Here is a 19,658-nt window from a genome sequence, read left to right as displayed (position 1 = left end):
CATGACCGCTACGGCAAAGACGATCGACCCGATCATCTCGGCGGCCTGGGGCAAGCCGCAGTCCTGGACCCTGGACAGCTACAAGAAGCGCGGTGGCTACGAGGGCCTGAAGAAGGCGCTGGAGATGCAGCCGGCGGCCATCATCGACGAGGTCAAGAAGTCCAACCTCCGAGGGCGCGGCGGCGCCGGCTTCCCCACCGGTCTCAAGTGGAGCTTCGTCCCCAAGGACAGCCCCAAGCCCAAGTACCTGGCCGTCAACGGCGACGAGTCCGAGCCGGGCACCTTCAAGGACCGCTACATCCTGGAAGACGACCCGCACATGATGCTGGAGGGCATCGCCATCGCGGCGTACGCGCTGGGCGTGCACACCTGCTACGTGTACCTGCGCGGCGAGTTCAAGTTCCCCGCGGAGCGCTGCCAGGCGGCCATCGACGAGGCCTACAAGGCGGGCATCTTCGGCAAGAAGATGCTGGGCAAGGACTTCGAGCTCAACTGCTACCTGGTCCGTGGCGCCGGCGCGTACATCTGCGGCGAGGAGACGGCCCTCCTGGAGAGCCTGGAAGGCAAGAAGGGCTGGCCGCGCTTGAAGCCCCCCTTCCCCGCGGTGGTGGGCCTGTTCGGCAGCCCCACGGTGGTGAACAACGTGGAGACGCTCGCCAGCGTGCCCCACGTCTTCACGGGTGGCTCGGACTGGTACGCGAAGCTGGGCACGGACAAGTCGGGCGGCACGCGCCTGGTCTGCCTGTCCGGCGCGGTGAACCGCCCGGGCGTCTACGAAGTGTCGATGTTCACCACGCTCGCGGAGCTCATCTACGACGACAAGTTCGGCCGGGGCATGCCGGCGGGTCGCAAGGTGAAGGCCGTGATTCCGGGCGGGTCCTCGGCGCCGGTGCTGGGCGCGGACGAGCTGGACGTGGCGATGGAGTTCGAGGCCCTCAAGGTCAAGCAGACCATGGCGGGCTCCGGCGGAGTCATCGTCATGGACGACTCCACCTGCATGGTGCGCAGCCTGTGGCGCGTGGCGCGCTTCTACGCGGAAGAGTCCTGCGGCCAGTGCACGCCGTGCCGCGAGGGCACGCCGTGGCAGACGCGGCTGCTGCGCAAGATTGAAGAGGGCCGCGGCGAGCCGGGCGACATCGAGATGCTGTCCAACGTGGCGTCCTCGATTGCTCCCTACCCGCCCATCGGCCTGGGCAACACCATCTGCGCGCTGGGTGACGCGGCGGCGCTGCCCACGCACTCGTTCCTGATGCGGTTCAAGGACGAGTTCGAGGCCCACATCCGCGAGCACCGCTGCCCGTTCGGCGACAAGCCCTGGGGTTCGTTCGGAGACTGGTCTTGAACATCGAGCTCATCCTCTTCGGGGCGTTCGCGCTCCTGACGCTGCTGTCGGCCGGGACGGTCATCTTCGCGCGGAGCCCCATCAACTCCGCCATGGCCCTGGTCTCCACCTTCTTCTTCCTGGCGGGCCTGTACGTGCTGCTGTGGGCGCACACGGTGGCGGTGCTCCAGGTGCTCGTCTACGCGGGCGCCATCATGGTGCTCTTCCTCTTCGTCATCATGCTGCTCAACCTGGGTGAGTCCCCCTCGCGAGGCCGGCCCACGCTGGCGCGCATCGTGGGTGGCGCCTCCACGCTGGGGCTGCTGGTGGTGCTGGGAATCGCCCTGTCGAAGCTGCCCTCCGGGCCGCCGCCGTCCCTGGGACTGGAGGGGCAGGCGACCTTCGGCACCATGGCGCAGCTGGGTCAGGTCATCTTCACCCAGTGGCTCTTGCCCTTCGAAGCGGTGAGCCTGCTGCTGCTGGTGGCCATGGTGGGCGCCGTCGTGGTGGCCAAGTCGCGAATCTGATCGCCGCCGACTCCCTCAAACTTTCTGTGTTAGATGGCGGCGCAGGTCGTCGCCCGCGAGGCTCCGAATCGGCCCATGGTCCCCATCTCCTACTACCTCCTGCTTGCCGCCGCCCTGTTCTGCATGGGCATGTTTGGCGTGATGGTGCGCCGCAACGCGCTGGTCATCTTCATGTGCGTGGAGCTGATGCTCAACGCCGCGAACCTGACGTTCGTCGCGTTCGCCCGAATGCACGGAGACAGCGTTGGCCACGTCTCCGCCTTCTTCGTCATCGCCGTCGCGGCGGCGGAGGCGGCCATTGGCCTCGCCATCGTCATCGCCGTCTTCCGGAGCCGAGGCAGCGTCCTGGTGGAAGACATCCGGACCATGAAGCACTGACGGACCCGCCAGGAGCCCTGTCATGAACCTCTCGCAATTCCTGCAGACGGCGCCCGTCGCTCCCGACGTGCTGGCGCCCTCGCTGTGGCTCATCATCGCTCTGCCGTTGCTCGGCGCGTTCATCTGCGGCGTGTTCGGCAAGATGCTGGGCCGGGCCAACGTGAACCTGGTCGCCTGCTCCGCGGTGGGCGGCTCCTTCGTGCTCAGCGTGCTGGCCTTCTGGGCCACCAGCGACACGGACCCGGAGAGCCGCCGGCTGCTGTCCTTCTTCGTGAACCCGTTCGGCCAGGAGCGCGACTTCGTGCGCTACGCCCTGGCGTACGACTACGGCACGTGGTTCGCCGTGGGCGACTTCCGGGTGAACTTCGGGCTGATGGTGGACCACCTGTCCGGCATCCTGCTGCTGGTCATCACCGGCGTCGGGTTCCTCATCCACCTGTACTCCACCAGCTACATGGAGCACGACGAGTCCTACTGGCGGTACTTCGCGTACCTCAACCTGTTCGTCGCGGCGATGCTGGTGCTGGTGCTGGCCGACAACCTCGTCCTGCTGTTCGTGGGCTGGGAGGGCGTGGGCATGGCCAGCTACCTGCTCATCGGCTTCTGGTACACGGACCCGGCGAAGGCGTGGGCGGGCCGCAAGGCGTTCGTCACCAACCGCATCGGTGACTTCGCGTTCCTCATCGCCACGTTCCTGATGGTGCTGATGGTGAGCGCCTTCACCCAGCAGGCCGACGAGCGCGACTACACGATGGCCGGCAGCAGCAGCCAGCGCTACACGGCCGCGCTCCAGGAGAAGGGCACCGTCACCTTCCTGGGCCTGCAGAAGATGGCCGAGGCGCTGCCCGAGGGCGGCGGCGGCAAGGTGTCGCTGTCCACCCCCATCGCCTCGGGGCCCCTGGAGGGCTACACGTTCGGCGGGGTGATGACGGCGGCGATGCTGCTGTTCCTCCTCGGCGCGGCGGGCAAGAGCGCGCAGCTCCCCCTGTACGTCTGGCTGCCGGACGCGATGGCGGGCCCGACGCCCGTCTCCGCCCTCATCCACGCGGCGACGATGGTCACCGCGGGCGTCTACCTGTTCAGCCGCATGTCCGCGCTGCTGGTGCTCAGCCCCACGGCCATGGCCACGGTGGCCATCATCGGCGCGCTGACCTCGCTGCTCGCGGCGCTCATCGCCTTCGCGCAGGACGACATCAAGAAGGTGCTCGCCTACTCCACGGTGTCGCAGCTGGGCATCATGTTCATGGGCGTGGGCATGGGCGTGTTCTGGGCGGCGGTGCTCCACCTCGTCACGCACGCGTTCTTCAAGGCCTGCCTCTTCCTGGGCGCCGGCAGCGTGATGCACGGCAACGGGGACGAGACGGACATCAAGAAGCTGGGCGGCCTGCGCCACGAGATGAAGTGGACGTGGGGCACCTTCTTCGTCGCCACCCTGGCGATTACGGGCATCATCCCGCTGTCCGGCTTCTTCTCGAAGGACGCCATCTTCCACGGCGTGCACCACAACCACCTGGCTGGGCTGCACTGGGTGTCCAGCGTCGTCTACTACCTGGGCCTGCTCATCGCCGCCTGCACCGCGTTCTACATGACGCGCGTGTACCTGCTGACCTTCGAGGGTCCGCGCTCCAAGGACGCCAAGCTGAAGCACGCGCACGAGAGCGCGTGGCAGATGACGCTGCCGCTGGTGGTGCTGGCGGTGCTCAGCGTGGTGTCCGCCGTGTACGCCTGGCCGCTGATGAAGGCGCCGGGCGACGGTCGGCCCCAGCCGGTGTTCGAGAACTTCCTGAGCCCCGTGTTCTCCGCGATGAACCGAATCGTCGCGACGGGCAAGACGGTGGCGCTGGACACCAGCGTCCCGGCCATGGGCGACTACGTCTTCGCGTGGCTCGTCGCTGTCTCGGGCGGCGCGCTGGCGGGCTTCCTGTACCTGCGCTTCTTCCCGGCGCGCGCGGGCCAGCCCGCTCCGGCCTTCGCCCGGGCGATTCGCCGCACGGCGCAGAACAAGTTCTACGTGGATGAGCTGTACGAGCTGGCCATCATCCGGCCGGTGAAGTTCATGAGCTTTGTCCTCTTCCGCGTGGTGGACGCGCTCCTCATCGACACCGTGGCCGTCCGTGGCACGGCGTGGGTGACGGCGCGAGTGGGCAGCGCGCTGCGCTACGTCCAGTCGGGCGACGCCCAGGCCTACGCCGCAGTGATGGCCCTCGCCCTGCTGGGCGGAGTGGCCTACGCCCTCATCCAGGTGCTGCAATGAGCTTCTTCGACACCCACCTGCTCAACCTCGTCGTCTTCCTGCCCCTCGTCTTCGCGGCGCTGGTGTTGATGCTGCCCGCGGGCGAGTCGGGGCAGATTCGCGCCGTCACGCTCATCGCCATGCTGGTGGACCTGGTCTTCGGCGTGTGGGCGTACATGCGCTTCGAGCCGGGCGGCCCGGAGTTCCAGCTCGAGTACCGGGTGCACTGGTTCAAGGAGTTCGGGCTCAGCTACCACCTGGGCGTGGATGGCCTGGCGGCGAGCCTGCTCCTGCTCACGGTGTTCCTGGGCCCGCTGGTGGTGATGGCCTCCACCACGTACATCAGCCACCGCATCAAGGAGTTCCACCTGGCGCTGCTGGTGCTCCAGACGACGATGCTGGGCGCGCTGGTGTCGCTGGACGTGCTGCTCTTCTACATCTTCTTCGAGGCCATGCTCATCCCCATGTACCTGCTGGTGGGGGTGTGGGGCGCCGAGGACCGCCAGATGGCGGCGGTGAAGTTCTTCCTCTACACGCTGGTCGGCTCGCTCCTGATGCTGGTGGCGCTCATCGCGGTGTACTTCATCAGCTCGCCCGCGGGCGCGCGCTCGTTCGACTACTCCAGCATGTACAACGGCCTGCTGGACGCGAACCGGCAGCTGTCCGCCTGTACGTCAGGCCCTCCCGGAGCATGTGACTCGCTCACGGGACTGGCCGCGACGCTGCGCACGTATGGCCCGTGGCTCTTCGGCGCCTTCGCGCTGGCGTTCGCCATCAAGGTGCCCATGTGGCCGGTGCACACGTGGTTGCCGGACGCGCACGTACAGGCGCCGGTGGCCGGCTCCATGATTCTGGCCGGCGTGATGCTGAAGATGGGGACGTTCGGCTTCTGGCGCTATGCGATTCCGTTCTTCCCGGTGGCCGCGCAGCAGGCCCGGCCCTTCCTGGCGACGCTGGCGGTCATCGGCATCGTCTACGGCGCGCTGATGTGTCTGGCGCAGCGGGACATCAAGAAGCTGATTGCGTACTCGTCCGTGAGCCACCTGGGCTACTGCATGCTGGGCATGCTGGCGGTGACGGCCGAGGGCGCCACGGGCAGCGCGTACCAGATGCTCAACCACGGCATCTCCACGGGCGCGCTGTTCCTCCTGTTCGGCTTCCTCTACGAGCGGCGCCACACGCGACTGATGGCGGACTTCGGCGGCATCGCCAAGGTCATGCCGGTGTTCACCGTGGCCTTCGTCATCATCACCTTCTCGTCGGTGGCGGTGCCGGGCACCAACGGCTTCATCGGTGAGTTCCTCGTCCTGCTGGGCACCTTCAAGAGTGACCTGGGCGCCGCCGCTGGCAACCCGCACCTGACGATGGTGTTCGGCGCGTTCGCCACCCTGGGCGTCATCCTGGGCGCCGCGTACATGCTGTGGATGGTGCAGAAGGTGTTCTTCGGCGGCCTCACGCACCGGGAGAACCAGCACCTGACCGACATGAACCTGCGGGAGATGCTGACGGTGCTGCCCTTCATCATCCTCGTCGGGGTGATGGGGCTGATGCCGCAGCCGTTCCTGGACCGCATCGAGCCGTCGACCAATCGCTTCATCGCCCGCGCTCGCGTGGGCACCCCGGGCGCCACCGTGGATGTTGAGCAGGTGCGCGTGGAGGTGATGGGGCTGCCGGCCCAACCCACCGCGGCCGCTCCGAGCGTCCCCGCCCCGCTCGCTGCCCGAGCCGTCCCCTCGTCTCGGCCGTAAGCCGCCTGAGCCCACGACATGATCCTGCCCAATCTCACCCTGGCAGACTTCCTCCCGCTGATTCCCGCCATCATCCTGGTGGTGGGAGCCTGCATCCTGCTCTTGTCGGAAGTGTTCCTCGGCGCCAACGCGTCGCGCTCCTACCAGGCCGTGCTCACCGTGGTGGCGTCGGTCGCCGCGGGCGCCATGGCCGTGGCCAACATGTTCGAGCCGGCGCACGAGGTGTTCCTCGGCTTCGGCGTGCTGGACCCCTTCTCCAGCTTCCTCACCTTCGTGGTGTGCGTGGGCCTGGGCCTGGCGGCGCTGAGCTCGGTGAGCTTCCTGCGCAAGCGCGGGGCGGAGCGCGGTGAGTTCTACGCGCTGATGCTCTTCGCCGCGGCGGGCATGAGCCTGTTGGCGCTGTCCAACGAGCTCATCACGCTCTTCGTCAACCTGGAGGTCCTCTCCATCGCGACCTACGCGCTGACGTCGTACCTGCGCCGTGGCACGCGGCCGAGCGAGGCGGGCTTCAAGTACTTCATCCTCGGCGCCTTCTCCTCCGCGGTGCTGCTGTACGGCGCGGCGCTCCTGTACGGCGCCACCGGCACCACGAAGCTGACGGCCATGGTGGGCCCGCTGTCCGGCGCGCTCGCCAGCCAGCCGGCGCTGGTCTACGCGGGCCTCATCCTCCTGGGCTCCGGCTTCGCCTTCAAGGTCGCCGCGGTGCCGTTCCACATGTGGACGCCGGACGTGTACGAGGGTGCTCCCACCCCCGTCACCGCGCTGATGAGCGCGGGCGTGAAGGCCGCGGCCTTCGCGGCGATGGTTCGCGTGTTCCTCACGCTGGGCAAGGGAATCGACCCGCACCTGCCGCTGGTGCTGTTCTCCACCCTCGCCTTCCTCACCATGGTGGTGGGCAACCTGCTGGCGATTCCGCAGCGCAACGTGAAGCGCATGCTGGCGTACTCGTCCATCGCCCACGCCGGCTACCTCCTGGTGGGCGTGGCGGCGCTGTTCGTCACCGCGCCGGGTGAGCAGTTCCGCCTGCTGGGCCCGTCCGAGCTGACGGGTGGCTCGCCGGTGGAGCTGGCGCGCTCGCAGGCCTTGCGCGGCATCCTCTTCTACCTGCTCGCCTACACCTTCAGCGCCGTGGGTGCCTTCACCCTGGTGTCCGTGCTGGAGCGCCGCGAGGACGAGGAGAAGGGCACCGCGTGGGATTTGGAGCGCTTCAGCGGGCTGGCGCAGCGCCGTCCGGGCTGGGCCGTGGCCATGGCCACCTTCATGCTGTCGCTGGGCGGGATTCCTCCCACCATCGGCTTCATGAGCAAGCTGCTCATCTTCCAGAGCGCGGTGGACTCGGGCCTCATCGGCCTGGCCATCGTCGGCGTGCTCGCCAGCGCGGCGGGCGCCTATTACTACCTGCGCGTGGTGGTCTACATGTTCATGCGGCCCGTGCCCGAGGGCGCCCAGCCGCTCGAGCGGAGCTGGTCCACGGAGCTGGCGCTGGTCCTCTCCACCGCCGCCGTGCTGGTGTTCGGCATCCTCCCCGGCCCCATCACCGCGTGGCTGGAGCAGGCCAGCAGCATCTTCGGTCAGTAGGCCGCACCCGACTCGGGGCCTCCGCGCCCCGTCGTCACCCACGCCCGCCCCGGCCTCGTGCTCGGGCGGGCGTCGTCTTTCCGGCGCCCGCCGCGAAGCCGCGCTATGGCAGCTCCGACTCCGGAAGCGCTCCACGCAGCTCGAAGGTCTCCATGCTCACGGAGGCGCCCGCGTCGCGCAGGAGTCGCTCCAGGGGCACGTCGTCCGTCACCACCACGGCGACCAACTCACGGGCCTCTCCCAGCAGCGAGAAGGCGCTCTCCAGCAGCGCTCGCGCGTGGGCCAGCGACGCCGCGAAGAAGGGGTAGAGGACCGCGCCACCGGAGCGGAAGTCCATCATCCCCAGCGTCCCGGGCTCGCCGTCCTCGCGCGCCAGCCGCAGCAGGCGGTGCGAAGGCAGCGTCGCGTAGCACGCGAGCTTGCCCGGCATCATCCCGAAGGCCTGCGTCAGCGGCTCCCTGTCACCTGCTTCCAGGGGCACCACCACCAGCCCGGAGGGCACGGGCGGCAGCATGGCCACCTGGGCACGCGTCACCATGAAGCTGGTGCCCTGGCGCGCGAGCTTCATGCCCAGCGAGAGGTACAGCCCCAGGGCCGCGGCGTTGTCCCGCTTCACGTTGAGGACCCAGCTCTGACAGCCCTGCTCGCGGAAGCGCTCCGCCACGCGCCGCATCATCCAGCGCCCCAACCCCTGCCCGCGCGCGGAGGGCGCCACGACGAGCTGCCCCACGTAGCCCAGCGCGCCCAGCACGTCTGTCGACGTGTACCCCTCCACCCCACCCGGCCCGTCCACCAGCAGGGTGCGGGGCGCGACTTCCCGCGCCCACACGGTGGCGGGGGGTGGCGGCTCTGGCACGCCCAGCTCCGTGAACAGCCTCGCGTACGTCGGGTAGTCGTCCTCGCGCCCAGGCCTCAGCCTCCACGGACACGGCTGCCGTCCCACTTCCACCGCCATCAGGCACTCCTCCGGGAAGGATGGAGCACACCGACGCGGACGGATTTCAACGCCCGACGGCACAAAAGAAGGCGGCCCGACACTCCACAGGGGAGGGTCGGGCCGCGGGTCTTCTGAAGGTGACTCACCGGAAGTGCTGAAGGGGTGGGGGGGAACCGCCTTCAGCCTCGCTTCGATGTGTCCCGCGTGGAGGTATAGCAGTCGTCGTGCCAAGTGCCGCTCTGGGGACAAACTCCAGTTTTCTCAGGCACTTAGAGGTCCACCCGACATTGGCCAACCTCGGCGATTGCATTGCAGCCCTGAAATCAACTTGCAGAACTGAAAATTCTCAATGATTTCAAGCGCCTGTGCTTTTCACCGATGAACCTCGTTCATTTCGGATCTGAATCCACGGGTGCGCAAAAGTTACACGTCCAACTCCACCCTACTCCCGGCTCGCCTCGGTGGGAGGGCGGAGGTTGAGGCGCTTCATCTTCCGCCAGAGAGTGGTGGAGGAGACGCCCAGCTCGTCAGCGACGCGGGCCAGGTCCACGCCGTGGCGCTCCAGGGACTGGGCGATGGCGCGACGCTCGGCGTCTTCCACCACCTGGGCCAGGGTGGGGCCTCCGGCCGTGCCCGCGCCGAGCCCCAGCTGCCCATCCAGGGCGCTGAGGCTGGAGGTGCCGTGCGCGGGCGACATGCGGGCCTGGCGCAGCGGGAAGTCCTCGGGCATCAGCTCGTCGCTCTCCGCGAGCGCGGCGGCCTGCTCCACCAGGTTCTCCAGCTCGCGCACGTTGCCGGGGAAGTCGTAGCCCATCAGGTGCGTCACGGCGGAGGCGGACAGGCGCCGGGGGTTGGGGCTGCGGGCGTTGGCGCGCTCCAGGAAATGCTCGGCGAGGACGGGCACGTCATCCAGGCGCTCTCGCAGCGGGGGCACGCGCAGCGTCACCACGTTGAGGCGGTAGTAGAGGTCCTGGCGGAAGCGCTTCTCGCGCACCTCCACCTCGATATCGCGGTTGGTGGCGGCGACGGTGCGCACGTCCACGCGCAGCGCGGTGGACTCGCCCACGCGGCGCACCTCGCCCTCCTGGAGGGCGCGCAGCAGCTTGGACTGGAAGGTGGGGCTCGTCTCCGTCACTTCGTCGATGAAGAGCGTGCCGCCGTCGGCCTCTTCGAAGAGGCCGCGGCGCGCCTTCACCGCGCCCGTGAAGGCGCCCTTCGCGTGGCCGAACAGCTCGCTCTCCAGCAGGGACTCGCTGATGGCGGCGCAGTTGACGGGCACGAAGGAGCGGTTCTTGCGCCGGCTGTGCGCGTGGAGCGCGCGGGCCACCAGCTCCTTGCCGGTGCCGCTCTCTCCCTGGATGAGCACGGTGGCGTCGCTCTGCGCCACGCGCATCAGCCGTGAGGTGAGGTCCCTCATGGCGGCGCTGCGCCCCACCAGCGCGGACAGGCCGTGGCGCTGGTTGAAGTCGGTGGCGAGGTTGTCCACGTCACGCAGGAGGCGCGCGCGCTCCAGGGCGCGCTCCACGCGGTAGCGCAGCTCGCTCTCCTTGAAGGGCTTGGTGACGTAGTCATAGGCGCCCAGCCGCATCGCCTCCACCGCGCTCTCGATGGAGCCGAAGGCCGTCATCATGATGACCTGGAGGCGAGGGGCCACTTCCAGCGCGCGCCTGAGCAGCGTCAGCCCGTCCATGGGCTCCATCTTCAAGTCCGTCAGCAGCAGGTCCATGCTGCCGCCGGACAGGTGGGCCAGGGCCTCCTCACCCGTGCCCGCCTCGAAGACGGTGTAGTGCTCGGCGCGCAGGAGCAGCGCGGTGGTCGCGCGCATGTTGCGCTGGTCATCCACCACGAGGATGCGTCCACGGGACGGCGGGGTGTTCGCGTCAGTCATGGGAAGGACGGGGGCTGAGAGAGAGGAAGGCGGAAGGTGAAGGTGGTACCGCGACCGGGGATGCTGTCCACGGCGATTTCGCCTCGATGTTCCTCGAGGATACGTTTGACGACAGCCAGGCCCAGGCCCGTGCCCTGCGCCTTGGTGGTGAAGAAGGGCTCGAAGACGCGGTGGAGCAGCTCGGCGGGAATGCCCAGCCCCTGGTCCGCCACGTCGATGCGCAGCTGCTCGCGCCCGCCATGCGCCTCACGGCGAGCCCGCACCTGCACCCGTCCACCCTGCGGCATGGATTGAATCGCGTTGACGGCCACGTTGACGAGCGCCTGGCGGATGAGCCGGCGGTCCATGGGCACCGGCGGCAGGCCCGGCTCCACCTCCGCGTCGATTTGCACGGGCCGCTCGGAGCCACCGCCCTGCACGCGCGCCGCTTCCAGCGAGTCCTGGAGCACGCGGCCCAGGTCCTCGTGCTGGAGCACCGGGTTCCTGGGGCGCGTGTAGTCCAGCAGGTCTCCAACAATGCGGTTGAGGCGGTCGCTCTCCTCGCCCAGGATGTCCAGCAGCATGCCCGCGTCACCGGAGGGCTCCAGCAGCCGGCGCAGCGACGCCACCGCGTTGAAGATGACGCCCAGCGGGTTGCGCACCTCGTGCGCGACAATCGCGGACAGCTCTCCCAGCGCGGCCAGACGCTCGCGCTTCACCATCTCCGCGCGCGTGGCGGCCAGCTCCGCGTAGCTGGCCCACAGCGACTCGTACAGGCGCGCGTTGGCGATGGAGAGCGCGAGCTGGCCACACGTGGCCTCCGCCAGCTCGACGAGCTCCGGGCTGAAGCCTCGGGTGCGCCGCGTGTCGTCCACCAGCACCACGCCGATGAGCTCCTCGCGCGAGGTGAGCGGCAACGCCAGGAGCGCCTTCTCTCCGAAGCGCTGCACGAGCTGAGGGTTGAAGCCCCCGCCGAAGGCCTCCACGTCCTCGATGGCCACCGGCCGACGCTCGCGCGCCGCTCGCGCCGCCACGCTGTCACTGCTCAGCGACAGCTCCACCGTGCGGAAGAAGTCGCGATGCGCCGCGGAGGCCGCCGCGCCCCGGAGCACCTTGGCGCTCTCGTCGTACAGCATGATGTAGCAGTTGGACACGTCCAGCAGGTGGACCAGGAAGTCCGAGGCCACGTCGAGGATGCTGGAGGTCTCCAGCACGCCCGACGTGGTGCGGGCCAGGTCCAACAGCAGGCGCGTCTCGGTGAGCTGCCGCGCCGACTCCGAGCGCAACCGCCGCTGCTCCAGCAGCGTCACCAGCAGCTCCGACAACGTCCCGAGCAGCCGCACGTCCCGCGCGTCGAAGGGCCGGTCCGGCGCGCGAAGAACTTGGAGCACGCCGCAGACCTCTCCACCGCGCGCCAGCCGCACCGCCGCGCCGCTGCCCAGCGCCCCACCCGAGACTTCACGCAGCACCGCCGCCTGGGCCTCCGTGGTGAGGTCTCCATCCAGTGCGTCCGGCACCGTGGCCCCCATCACCCCGCTCAGACGGCCCACGCTCCCCTCGGAGACGCCGCTCTCCGCCAGCCCGAAGTGGGCGGTCAGCTCCAGCGGCTTCTCCTCGCCCTGCATCAGGTGCAGCACGGCGGCCTCCGCCAGCAGCAGCTCCGACACGCGCGACAGGAAGTCCTCCGGCGTGGGGGGAATCGGCCGCGCCACGAAGCGCGCCATCTCCGCGACGGCGCCCACTTCCCACCGGCTGCGGGTGCCGTCCGCCTGCACACGCGCGTCCGTCAGCGCAGCCCCCACCACCTTCGCGAAGAGCGTCAGCACCGAGCCATGACGAGGCGCCACCCACGGCCCCTCCACGCGCAACACCTCCACCTGGGGCCCACCCACCGGCAGGTACACGTGCGTGGGCGCGGCCCGCTCCGCGCCACCGAAGACAGGGCGCCCATCCGACAGCGCCTCCAGTCCCAGATACACGTCCGCCGGAGGAGGCCCGCCGTCGAGCGCGTGCAGCCGCATGCCGTCCCACCGGAGCAGCCGCACCCTGAAGCCCGCGGCCTCCAGGCCCTTGACCGCGACGCGGCGCACCGCGTCCTCCGAGTGCGCGGAGACGAGGCCCGCGGAGGTCTCCACCAGTCGCTCGGCCACGGACAGCTCCGAGGGCCGGTCCATCATCACCAGCAGGTTGAGCAGCAGCGCCCGGCCCCCGCCCTCGAGCTGGAGATGGGACGCGTAGAGGGCCACCTCTCGGGGGACGCCGTCCGCCGAGGGCACCTGGTAGAGCTGCGTCGCCGGCTCCATGGGCACGCCGGACTCCAGCAGGCGGTAGCGCTCGACCAGCCGGCTGCGGTCCTCCGGCTGGACGAAGTCCATGATGGAGCGCCCCTCGACTCGCTCCCGGGGCAGCCCCAGCAGCGCGAGGTACGCGTCATTCGCGGCGAACACCCGTCCGTCCACCACCGCGAGCACGGGGTTGGCGAAGGGCTCGATGAAGGCGCGCAGCGACGCCTCGCTGTAATGCCTCGTGCTCATCCGCGACGCAGCACCCGCTTCTCGCCTACCCGGAGCGTCACCTTCTCCCGGTCGAAGTACTCGGACAGAGGGATGACGAACTTGCGGCTCTGTCCCACCAGTTCCTTGAAGGCCTGGGTGCTAATTTCCTTCTTCTCGCGCAGGTGGGCAACCAACCGTTCTCGCAGGGCCCCCAGCGCCGCCGCGTCGAAGCACAGCTCCTCGCTGAGCCGCGCCACCCTCCCCTCGGCCACCAGCACCTTCAACAGCTCTCGCAGGCGGGGCACCGGGAGCTGGAGCTTCTGGGACAGCTCGGCCTCCGTGGGCGGGGCCAGTCCCGCCGCGGACAGCTCCGCGGCGAGCCGCGCCCGGGCCGCCTCGTCCCCCAGCGACAATGCACGGCCGCGCCCCTTCAGACGCACGAGGTCCCGGTCCACCTCCAGCTTCCCGGTGTCCCCCAGTCCCTGCAACACCCGCTGAAAGGCGCGAGCGTCCAGCTCGGACGACAGGCGCTGCCGCAGCTCCTCGCGGGACAGGCCCTCGCGCAAGGGCTCGCGCTCATGGAAGGCGGCCAGCAGTGCGAGCGCCCGCCCCTGCAGTCCCTCGAACACCTCGCCGGACAGGTACAGCCGCCGCTCCCGGTCCAGCAGCAGCGCCGCGCCCCGAGGGCTCAGCAGTTCCAGCGCGCGCGTCAGCACCCGAGGACCCAGCCCCGAGCGACCGAACAGCTCCGCCTGAGTCAACCCGCGATAACCAGCCTGCCGCAGCAGCCACGCCACCTGCCCCGCCGGGTCCGCCTCCCGCAGCGGCGCCACCACCGCCGAGCCACCCTTGCGACGGCGAGGCGGCGCAATCGACAGCACCCGTCCCCCCGCGAGCGTCGCGCCCCGCCCGGGCAGCGCGCGCGAGCCTCGGAGGATGAAGCGCTGGCCCACGAGCGCCGCCACCGGAGCCGCCAGTCGCAGCTGCGCCAGCGTCGTCCCACCGGGCTCCAGCCGCTCCACGTCCAGCAGCGCCACCGTGGCCTCCACCTGGGACGTACCCAGGTGCAAGAGCAGCTTGCGGCGGCGCGGCAGCGCGGCCTCCGCCGTCGGCAGCAGCGTCAACTCCACATCCAACATGCGCGTCTCGGGCAGCTCACCGGCGCGCGTCAGCACCTGCCCTCGGGAGAGCGACTCCGCGTCCACGCCCGGCAGGTTCACCGCCGCGCGCTGGCCGGCCTCCACCTTCTCCACCGCGCGCCCATGCACCTGAACGCCGCGCACCCGCAGCGGGCCCGGCTGCCCGGGGAGCAGCGACACCGCGTCGTCCACCGCCACCGTGCCCGACAGCAGCGTGCCCGTCACCACCGTGCCGAAGCCCTTCAGCGTGAAGACGCGGTCCACCGGCAGGAAGGTCGGCCCCTCCGAGGGACGCTTCGCCAGCGCCCCAGCGGCTCGGCTGAGCGCGGTGCGCAGCGCGTCCAGGCCCTCGCCCGTGCGCGTCGAGCAGGGCACCACCGGCGCACTCTCCAGGAAGGAGCCCGCGGTGAGCGCGGCGAGGTCCGCCTCCACCAGCACGCGCCACTCCGGCCCGGGCTCCGCCAGCAGGTCCGACTTGGTGAGGGCGACGACGCCAGCGCGCACACCCAGCAGCCCGCAGATGTCCAGGTGCTCGCGAGTCTGGGGCATCACGCCCTCGTCCGAGGCCACCACCAGCACGGCCAGGTCCACGCCGCCCGCGCCCGCGGCCATCGCCTTCACGAAGCGCTCGTGGCCGGGCACATCCACCACACCCGCCACCGAGCCGTCATCCAGCGTCAGGTGCGCGAAGCCCAGCTCCAGGGTGATGCCCCGGCGCTTCTCCTCCTGGAGCCGGTCCGTGTCGATGCCGGTGAGGGCCTTCACCAGCGACGTCTTGCCGTGGTCGATGTGTCCCGCGGTGCCGACAATCATCGCCTCACCACGGCACCGCTCACGCCCCCGCCTTGTCCGGGTCCTCGTCGAAGCGCGCGTCACCCGCGCCGGGCGCGTAGTCCCATGGGAAGACCACGAGCGAGCCGGTGGTCAGCCCGGCGAAGTCCGGGGCGAAGCCCTCCGGCTTCGAGACGAGGCACGCCGTCGACACCTTGGTGGCGCCCGCCTCGCGCGCCAGCGCCGTGGCCAAGGACAGCGTGTCACCACTGGAGGCCACGTCGTCGACGATGAGCACGCGCTTGCCCTTCAGCTCGCGCGGCATCTCTCCGCTCGTCTTGGGCCCACCCTTCGGACGCCCCTCGTCACCCCGGTCGCGACTGCGACGGCTGATGCGCACCGGGAAGAACGCGCAGCCCAGCGCCGAGGACAGCGCGCCGCCGACGAAGACGCCGCCGTGGGCCACGCCCACCACCGCCTCCGGCTTGAACGTCTTGCGGATGGCGTCGGCCAGGTGGTGCACGGCGCGGTCGAAGTCCGCCCACGTCAGCTCCTTCACGCCCGCGGAGCGCTTGCGCGACTGGTCCTTGCCCGTGGGCTGACGCGGGACTTCGACCTGCGGCGCCAGCACCATGTCCACGGGAATGGAGACGAGCTTCTGCGCCTGATTGCGCTCCGCGGCGGACAACGACGCGGACGACGGTGCGACACGAGTCTTGGGAGAAGTCTTCTTCGAGGAGGACTTCGCGGTGGGCTTGCGCTTGCCCTGGGCCTTGGGCCCGGGCGCTGCCCGCTTGGTGGCCACGGCGGTGAGCTCCGGCTGGGGTGCGGCCCCGTCATACCCCGAGGACCGCGCCCTGGCCACCTCCCGCTGAAGCCCGCACCTCGATACATCCGAAGACACGCCGAGGTGACGGCTCAGCCGCGCGCGTCACGCCGCCAGCTTCTCCTCCACCATGCGGTCCGCCACCTGCTCCGGACGCTGGCCCGACTCCTTCGCGCGCCGCAGCACGGTGTCGATGGTGTCGAAGATGTTCGCCGCCCGGGCGTAGGCCTTCTCCCGGTCATACCCCGCCCACTCCTGAGCCACGTTGATGAGGCCCCCGGCATTGGCCGCGTAGTCCGGCACGTAGAGGATGCCTCGGCTGGCGAGCTGCTCACCGTGTCGCATGGTGAGCAATTGATTGTTGGCCGCTCCACACACCGCCTTCACCTTGAGCAGCGGCAGCGTGGCGTCGTTGATGGCGCCGCCCAGCGCGCAGGGCGCGTAGACGTCTGCCTCCATGCGGTGCAGCGTGTCCGCGTCCACCGCCGTGGCGCCGTACTCCTTCACAGCGTGCGCCACGCTGGCGGCGTTGATGTCGCTCACCCAGACCTTGGCGCCGCGCTCGTGCAGCTCCTTCACCAGGTACATGCCCACGTGGCCCACGCCCAGCACCGTGACGCGCAGCCCCTTGAGGTCCGGGCTGCCGAAGACGTGCTTCGCCGTGGCCTCCATCGCGCGCGCCACGCCGTACGCCGTCACCGGCGACGGGTCTCCGCTGCGCTCCTTCAGGCCGACGACATTTTGGGTGTGCTTGCGCACGTGCTCCATGTCGTCCGTGCTGGTGCCGCTGTCCTCGGTGGTGATGTAGCGACCGCCGAGCGACTCCACCGCGCGGCCAAAGGACTCGAACAGCTTCGCCCGGTCGAAGTTGCCGCGCGGCAGCATGATGACGGCCTTGCCACCCCCATGCGGCAGGTTCGCGAGCGCCGCCTTGTACGTCATGCCGCGCGCCAGCCGGAGCGCGTCCGCGACGGCCTCCTCCTCGCTGGTGTACGTCGCCAACGCGCGCGTCCCACCCAGCCCGGGGCCGAGCCGCGTGTTGTGCATTCCGACGATGGCCCGCAGGCCCGTCCGGGAGTCGCTGAGCAGATGGACGGCTTCGTAGCCGCCCTCGAGCAGTTGCGTGAAGTAACTCATGGCGCGCGGCCTCTACCGAGGCCACGCACCCAAGTCAAACCGTGCCGCTCTCCAACATGCCTCGAATGACCTCTCCTGGAATGACATAGCGCGTCGTGCAGAATTGACACGTTGCTTCCGCTTGTCCTTCTTTCTCCAGGAGGTCCTGCAGCTCCTCGCGTCCCATCGCGAGCAGCGCGCGCTTCACGCGGTCCTCGCTGCACGAGCAGCCGAAGCGCAGCGGATAGCGGGACATCACCTCGAAGTCCGCTTCCGGCAACAGCGCGCGCAGCACCGCGGACCCACCGGACGCCGCGTGCGTCAGGAGCACCGACGTGGCGTCACGACGCAACCGCTCACCGAGCACCTGGAAGGCCTCCAGGTCCGCGTCCGGCAAGGGCTGGATGAGCAGGCCGGCGACGACGCCCAGGGGCTCCGGCTTGCCGTCGACCTGGAGGGGGAGCTGCGCGAGCACCAGACGCGAGGGGAGCTGATCCGACTGATGGAAGTAGCGCTCCAGGTCCTCCGCGAGGTCGAAGTGCTCCAGCTCCACCGACGAGCGGTAGTGCTCACCGCCGCCCAGGTCCCGCAGCACGGACAGGAAGCCCTTGTTCCCCAGCACGGGACGCCAGAGGTATTTGTCCTCGTTGCCCACGTACTCCACGAGGGTGTTCTTCACGTAGCCCCGCACGAGGCCGGACGTGTCGCCGTCCACGAAGAGGCCTCGCAGCGGCCCGTCGCACTCCACCTGGAGGTTGACGCGGGACTCGCCCTTCTGGAGCGCGCCCAGCAGGGCGGCGGCGGTGAGCGCCTGGGACAGCAGCGCGGCGGCGGCGGGGGCGGTGTGGTGGGTGGCGCGGGCCTGACGGGACAGGTCCGTGGTGAGCGCCAGCACCACGCGCACACCGGACGTCTTCAGCAATCCACTGACGAGCTCATCGGACATGGCAGAGCGACTTAGCGTGCCCGAGCCGGCCGTGCCCGCCAACGTCAGAAGGCGGACGCCCCGTCGCATGCCGGCCCGGCAGCAGGGCCACCCAGGGTGACGCATAAGTCCAGGCTTATGCCTCCGTGCGCGACGGCTGCCATGCGGGGATGCGGAAGAAATCCAGCGTCCTGGCCGGAACGGCTATAAACCGCCCTCCGACAGTCACCCGACTTTGACTTGGGGCGCGGCCACTTGCCCGCGCGCCATCGCTGGAGACCCGATGAGCACCCAGGCCACCACAGCCGACGCCGTTTCAACGAAGACTCCGCTCCTCAAGTCCCGCCTGGGCTCGTTCCTCGCGGTGGTGCCCCTGACGTTCTGGGTCGTCAACCACCTCTGGGACAACCTCTCCGCGTTCAACGGCGCGGCCGCGTGGGAGAAGTCCGTCACCACGTACGCCAACCCCTACTCCCAGGCCCTGACGTTCATCATCGTCATGCTGCCGCTGCTGTTCCACACCGGCTGGGGCCTCGTCCGGCTCTTCAGCTTCCGGCCGAACAACAACCGCTACAACAACTACGGCAACTTCAAGTTCATCCTCCAGCGCGTGAGCGCCCTGGGTGTGCTCGCCTTCCTCGGCGCCCACATCTGGCTGGCCTTCCTGCAGCCGCGCCTGGTGGCGGGACACCCGGAGGCCTTCTCCGACATCGCCCGGGAGATGCACTTCCACGGCCCCACGCTCATCGTCTACCTGCTGGGCACGATGGGCACCGCGTACCACCTGGCCAACGGCCTCCAGGGCTTCGCCATGGGCTGGGGCCTCCTGGGCAGCGAGCGCGCCATGCGCCGCTTCGAGCCGGTCTCCATCCTCCTCTTCCTGCTCCTGACGGCGATGAGCTGGAGCGTCATCTACGCGCTCTACACCGCGGGCGCCGCCTTCGGTCCCTCGGGCTCGTAGTCCCGGGACGCCCGCCTCCGGCGTCACAGCCCTGAAAGCACACCGGCCGCCCCCGAGACTTCCGGGGAGCGGCCGGTTCGTTTCTGGAGTGCCGCGAAGCGCGGGCGCTCAGAACGGGATGTCGTCCTCGTTGTTGCCGCCACCGCCGGAGGGGGGACCGCCCATGCCGTCATCCATGGGAGGCGGCTGGCCGTAGTCGTTGTTGTCCATGCCGCGCGACTGCCCGCCACCACCGGACTGCCGGCGTCCACCACCACCACCGCCGCTCGCGCCGTCCCCGGCGTCACGACCGCCCAGGAACGTCACCGCGTTGGCCACGACTTCCGTGGTGTAGTTCTTCCGGTTCTCCTTATCCATCCACTCGCGCGTCTGCAGGCGGCCCTCGACGTAGCACTGCCGTCCCTTCTTGAGGTACTCGCCGCAGAGCTCCGCGAGCTTTCCCCAGACGACGATGCGGTGCCACTCGGTCCGCTCCTGCTTCTGGCCGCTCTTGTCCAGCCAGCTCTCGCTGGTGGCGATGCGGAAGTTCGCGACCGCCTGACCACCCGGGGTGAACCGCACTTCGGGGTCCGCACCCAGGTTGCCGATGAGGATGACCTTGTTCACGCCGCCTGCCATGACTGCTCCCTCTGTCTTTCCGCCGAGTTCCCCTCCACCACGGAGAGGAAACTGACCCGCCGGGCATCAGCCCTGGCAGGTTGCCTCCGACGTATAGCAGTGCGGCCTGACATTTCCAGAAGGCGGAGCCCGGGCCCCAGGCGCCATGCCCGCCCGGATGGCGGCCCCACGAGCGAGGAGGCATCGGTGGAAAGGTGCGGGAGGGCACCACCTGAGAG

Annotated in this window: 15 protein-coding genes; 7 read left to right on the top strand and 8 right to left on the bottom strand. The window is 69.6% G+C overall.

The window, feature by feature from the left end; all coding sequences use genetic code 11:
- Position 1 precedes the first annotated feature (1 nt).
- The 6 genes from nuoF (at position 2) to ACN469_RS21065 (ending at position 7,785) form a co-directional block, all read left to right on the top strand.
- Positions 2–1,342 (top strand): NADH-quinone oxidoreductase subunit NuoF, encoded by a 1,341-nt coding sequence (gene nuoF, locus ACN469_RS21090; RefSeq protein WP_498770535.1) that lies wholly within the window; start codon positions 2–4, stop codon positions 1,340–1,342.
- Positions 1,339–1,848, top strand: a complete 510-nt coding sequence (locus tag ACN469_RS21085; RefSeq protein WP_498770534.1) for an NADH-quinone oxidoreductase subunit J family protein — start codon at positions 1,339–1,341, stop codon at positions 1,846–1,848. The genes nuoF and ACN469_RS21085 overlap by 4 nt, the downstream gene beginning before the upstream one ends.
- 75 nt (positions 1,849–1,923) lie before the next feature.
- Positions 1,924–2,226: an NADH-quinone oxidoreductase subunit NuoK gene (nuoK, locus tag ACN469_RS21080; RefSeq protein ID WP_498770533.1), complete on the top strand. Its 303-nt coding sequence runs from the start codon at positions 1,924–1,926 to the stop codon at positions 2,224–2,226.
- A gap of 22 nt (positions 2,227–2,248) precedes the next feature.
- Positions 2,249–4,480, top strand: a complete 2,232-nt coding sequence (gene nuoL / locus ACN469_RS21075) for an NADH-quinone oxidoreductase subunit L (RefSeq protein WP_498770532.1) — start codon at positions 2,249–2,251, stop codon at positions 4,478–4,480.
- Positions 4,477–6,207, top strand: a complete 1,731-nt coding sequence (locus tag ACN469_RS21070; RefSeq protein WP_498770531.1) for a complex I subunit 4 family protein — start codon at positions 4,477–4,479, stop codon at positions 6,205–6,207. The genes nuoL and ACN469_RS21070 overlap by 4 nt, the downstream gene beginning before the upstream one ends.
- Positions 6,208–6,225: 18 nt before the next feature.
- Positions 6,226–7,785 carry an NADH-quinone oxidoreductase subunit N gene (locus ACN469_RS21065; RefSeq protein ID WP_498770530.1) on the top strand — a complete coding sequence of 520 codons (1,560 nt, stop codon included), beginning with the start codon at positions 6,226–6,228 and terminating at the stop codon, positions 7,783–7,785.
- A 103-nt stretch (positions 7,786–7,888) separates the two neighbouring features.
- Here the strand turns inward: ACN469_RS21065 and ACN469_RS21060 are convergent, their stop codons facing one another.
- The 7 genes from ACN469_RS21060 to ACN469_RS21030 form a co-directional block, all read right to left on the bottom strand.
- On the bottom strand, positions 7,889–8,740 hold the full coding sequence (locus ACN469_RS21060; RefSeq protein ID WP_498770529.1) for a GNAT family N-acetyltransferase: 852 nt from the start codon (positions 8,738–8,740) through the stop codon (positions 7,889–7,891).
- A 424-nt stretch (positions 8,741–9,164) separates the two neighbouring features.
- A complete protein-coding gene (locus ACN469_RS21055) occupies positions 9,165–10,610 on the bottom strand; it encodes a sigma-54-dependent transcriptional regulator (RefSeq protein ID WP_498770528.1) in 1,446 nt (481 codons plus the stop codon).
- On the bottom strand, positions 10,607–13,123 hold the full coding sequence (locus ACN469_RS21050; RefSeq protein WP_498770527.1) for an ATP-binding protein: 2,517 nt from the start codon (positions 13,121–13,123) through the stop codon (positions 10,607–10,609). The genes ACN469_RS21055 and ACN469_RS21050 overlap by 4 nt, the downstream gene beginning before the upstream one ends.
- A complete protein-coding gene (selB, locus tag ACN469_RS21045) occupies positions 13,120–15,036 on the bottom strand; it encodes a selenocysteine-specific translation elongation factor (protein ID WP_498770526.1) in 1,917 nt (638 codons plus the stop codon). The genes ACN469_RS21050 and selB overlap by 4 nt, the downstream gene beginning before the upstream one ends.
- 19 nt (positions 15,037–15,055) lie before the next feature.
- On the bottom strand, positions 15,056–15,799 hold the full coding sequence (locus tag ACN469_RS21040; protein WP_498770525.1) for a phosphoribosyltransferase: 744 nt from the start codon (positions 15,797–15,799) through the stop codon (positions 15,056–15,058).
- Positions 15,800–15,925: 126 nt separating this feature from the next.
- A complete protein-coding gene (locus ACN469_RS21035) occupies positions 15,926–16,957 on the bottom strand; it encodes a Glu/Leu/Phe/Val dehydrogenase family protein (protein ID WP_498770524.1) in 1,032 nt (343 codons plus the stop codon).
- A gap of 34 nt (positions 16,958–16,991) precedes the next feature.
- Positions 16,992–17,882: an Hsp33 family molecular chaperone HslO gene (locus ACN469_RS21030; protein WP_498770523.1), complete on the bottom strand. Its 891-nt coding sequence runs from the start codon at positions 17,880–17,882 to the stop codon at positions 16,992–16,994.
- 262 nt (positions 17,883–18,144) lie between these two features.
- On the opposite strand from ACN469_RS21030, the gene ACN469_RS21025 reads away from it, so the two are divergent.
- A complete protein-coding gene (locus ACN469_RS21025; protein WP_498770522.1) occupies positions 18,145–18,822 on the top strand; it encodes a succinate dehydrogenase/fumarate reductase transmembrane subunit in 678 nt (225 codons plus the stop codon).
- A gap of 108 nt (positions 18,823–18,930) precedes the next feature.
- On the opposite strand, the gene ACN469_RS21020 is transcribed toward ACN469_RS21025, so the two are convergent.
- Positions 18,931–19,440 (bottom strand): single-stranded DNA-binding protein, encoded by a 510-nt coding sequence (locus ACN469_RS21020; protein ID WP_498770521.1) that lies wholly within the window; start codon positions 19,438–19,440, stop codon positions 18,931–18,933.
- Positions 19,441–19,658: the final 218 nt, after the last annotated feature.

It is taken from the genome of Corallococcus terminator, from assembly GCF_049194865.1.
Taxonomy (GTDB): domain Bacteria; phylum Myxococcota; class Myxococcia; order Myxococcales; family Myxococcaceae; genus Myxococcus; species Myxococcus terminator_A.
The sequence above is the reverse complement of the archived record's forward strand: the minus strand, read 5'-3'. Positions and strand labels throughout refer to the sequence as shown.

Coding starts and splice junctions, on each gene's coding strand:
- ACN469_RS21025 (WP_498770522.1), top strand. CDS start 18,145: ATGAGCACCCAGGCCACCACAGCCGACGCCGTTTCAACGAAGACTCCG.
- ACN469_RS21035 (WP_498770524.1), bottom strand. CDS start 16,957: ATGAGTTACTTCACGCAACTGCTCGAGGGCGGCTACGAAGCCGTCCAT.
- selB (WP_498770526.1), bottom strand. CDS start 15,036: ATGATTGTCGGCACCGCGGGACACATCGACCACGGCAAGACGTCGCTG.
- nuoK (WP_498770533.1), top strand. CDS start 1,924: ATGGTCCCCATCTCCTACTACCTCCTGCTTGCCGCCGCCCTGTTCTGC.
- ACN469_RS21050 (WP_498770527.1), bottom strand. CDS start 13,123: ATGAGCACGAGGCATTACAGCGAGGCGTCGCTGCGCGCCTTCATCGAG.
- ACN469_RS21030 (WP_498770523.1), bottom strand. CDS start 17,882: ATGTCCGATGAGCTCGTCAGTGGATTGCTGAAGACGTCCGGTGTGCGC.
- ACN469_RS21060 (WP_498770529.1), bottom strand. CDS start 8,740: ATGGCGGTGGAAGTGGGACGGCAGCCGTGTCCGTGGAGGCTGAGGCCT.
- nuoF (WP_498770535.1), top strand. CDS start 2: ATGACCGCTACGGCAAAGACGATCGACCCGATCATCTCGGCGGCCTGG.
- nuoL (WP_498770532.1), top strand. CDS start 2,249: ATGAACCTCTCGCAATTCCTGCAGACGGCGCCCGTCGCTCCCGACGTG.
- ACN469_RS21070 (WP_498770531.1), top strand. CDS start 4,477: ATGAGCTTCTTCGACACCCACCTGCTCAACCTCGTCGTCTTCCTGCCC.
- ACN469_RS21020 (WP_498770521.1), bottom strand. CDS start 19,440: ATGGCAGGCGGCGTGAACAAGGTCATCCTCATCGGCAACCTGGGTGCG.
- ACN469_RS21055 (WP_498770528.1), bottom strand. CDS start 10,610: ATGACTGACGCGAACACCCCGCCGTCCCGTGGACGCATCCTCGTGGTG.
- ACN469_RS21065 (WP_498770530.1), top strand. CDS start 6,226: ATGATCCTGCCCAATCTCACCCTGGCAGACTTCCTCCCGCTGATTCCC.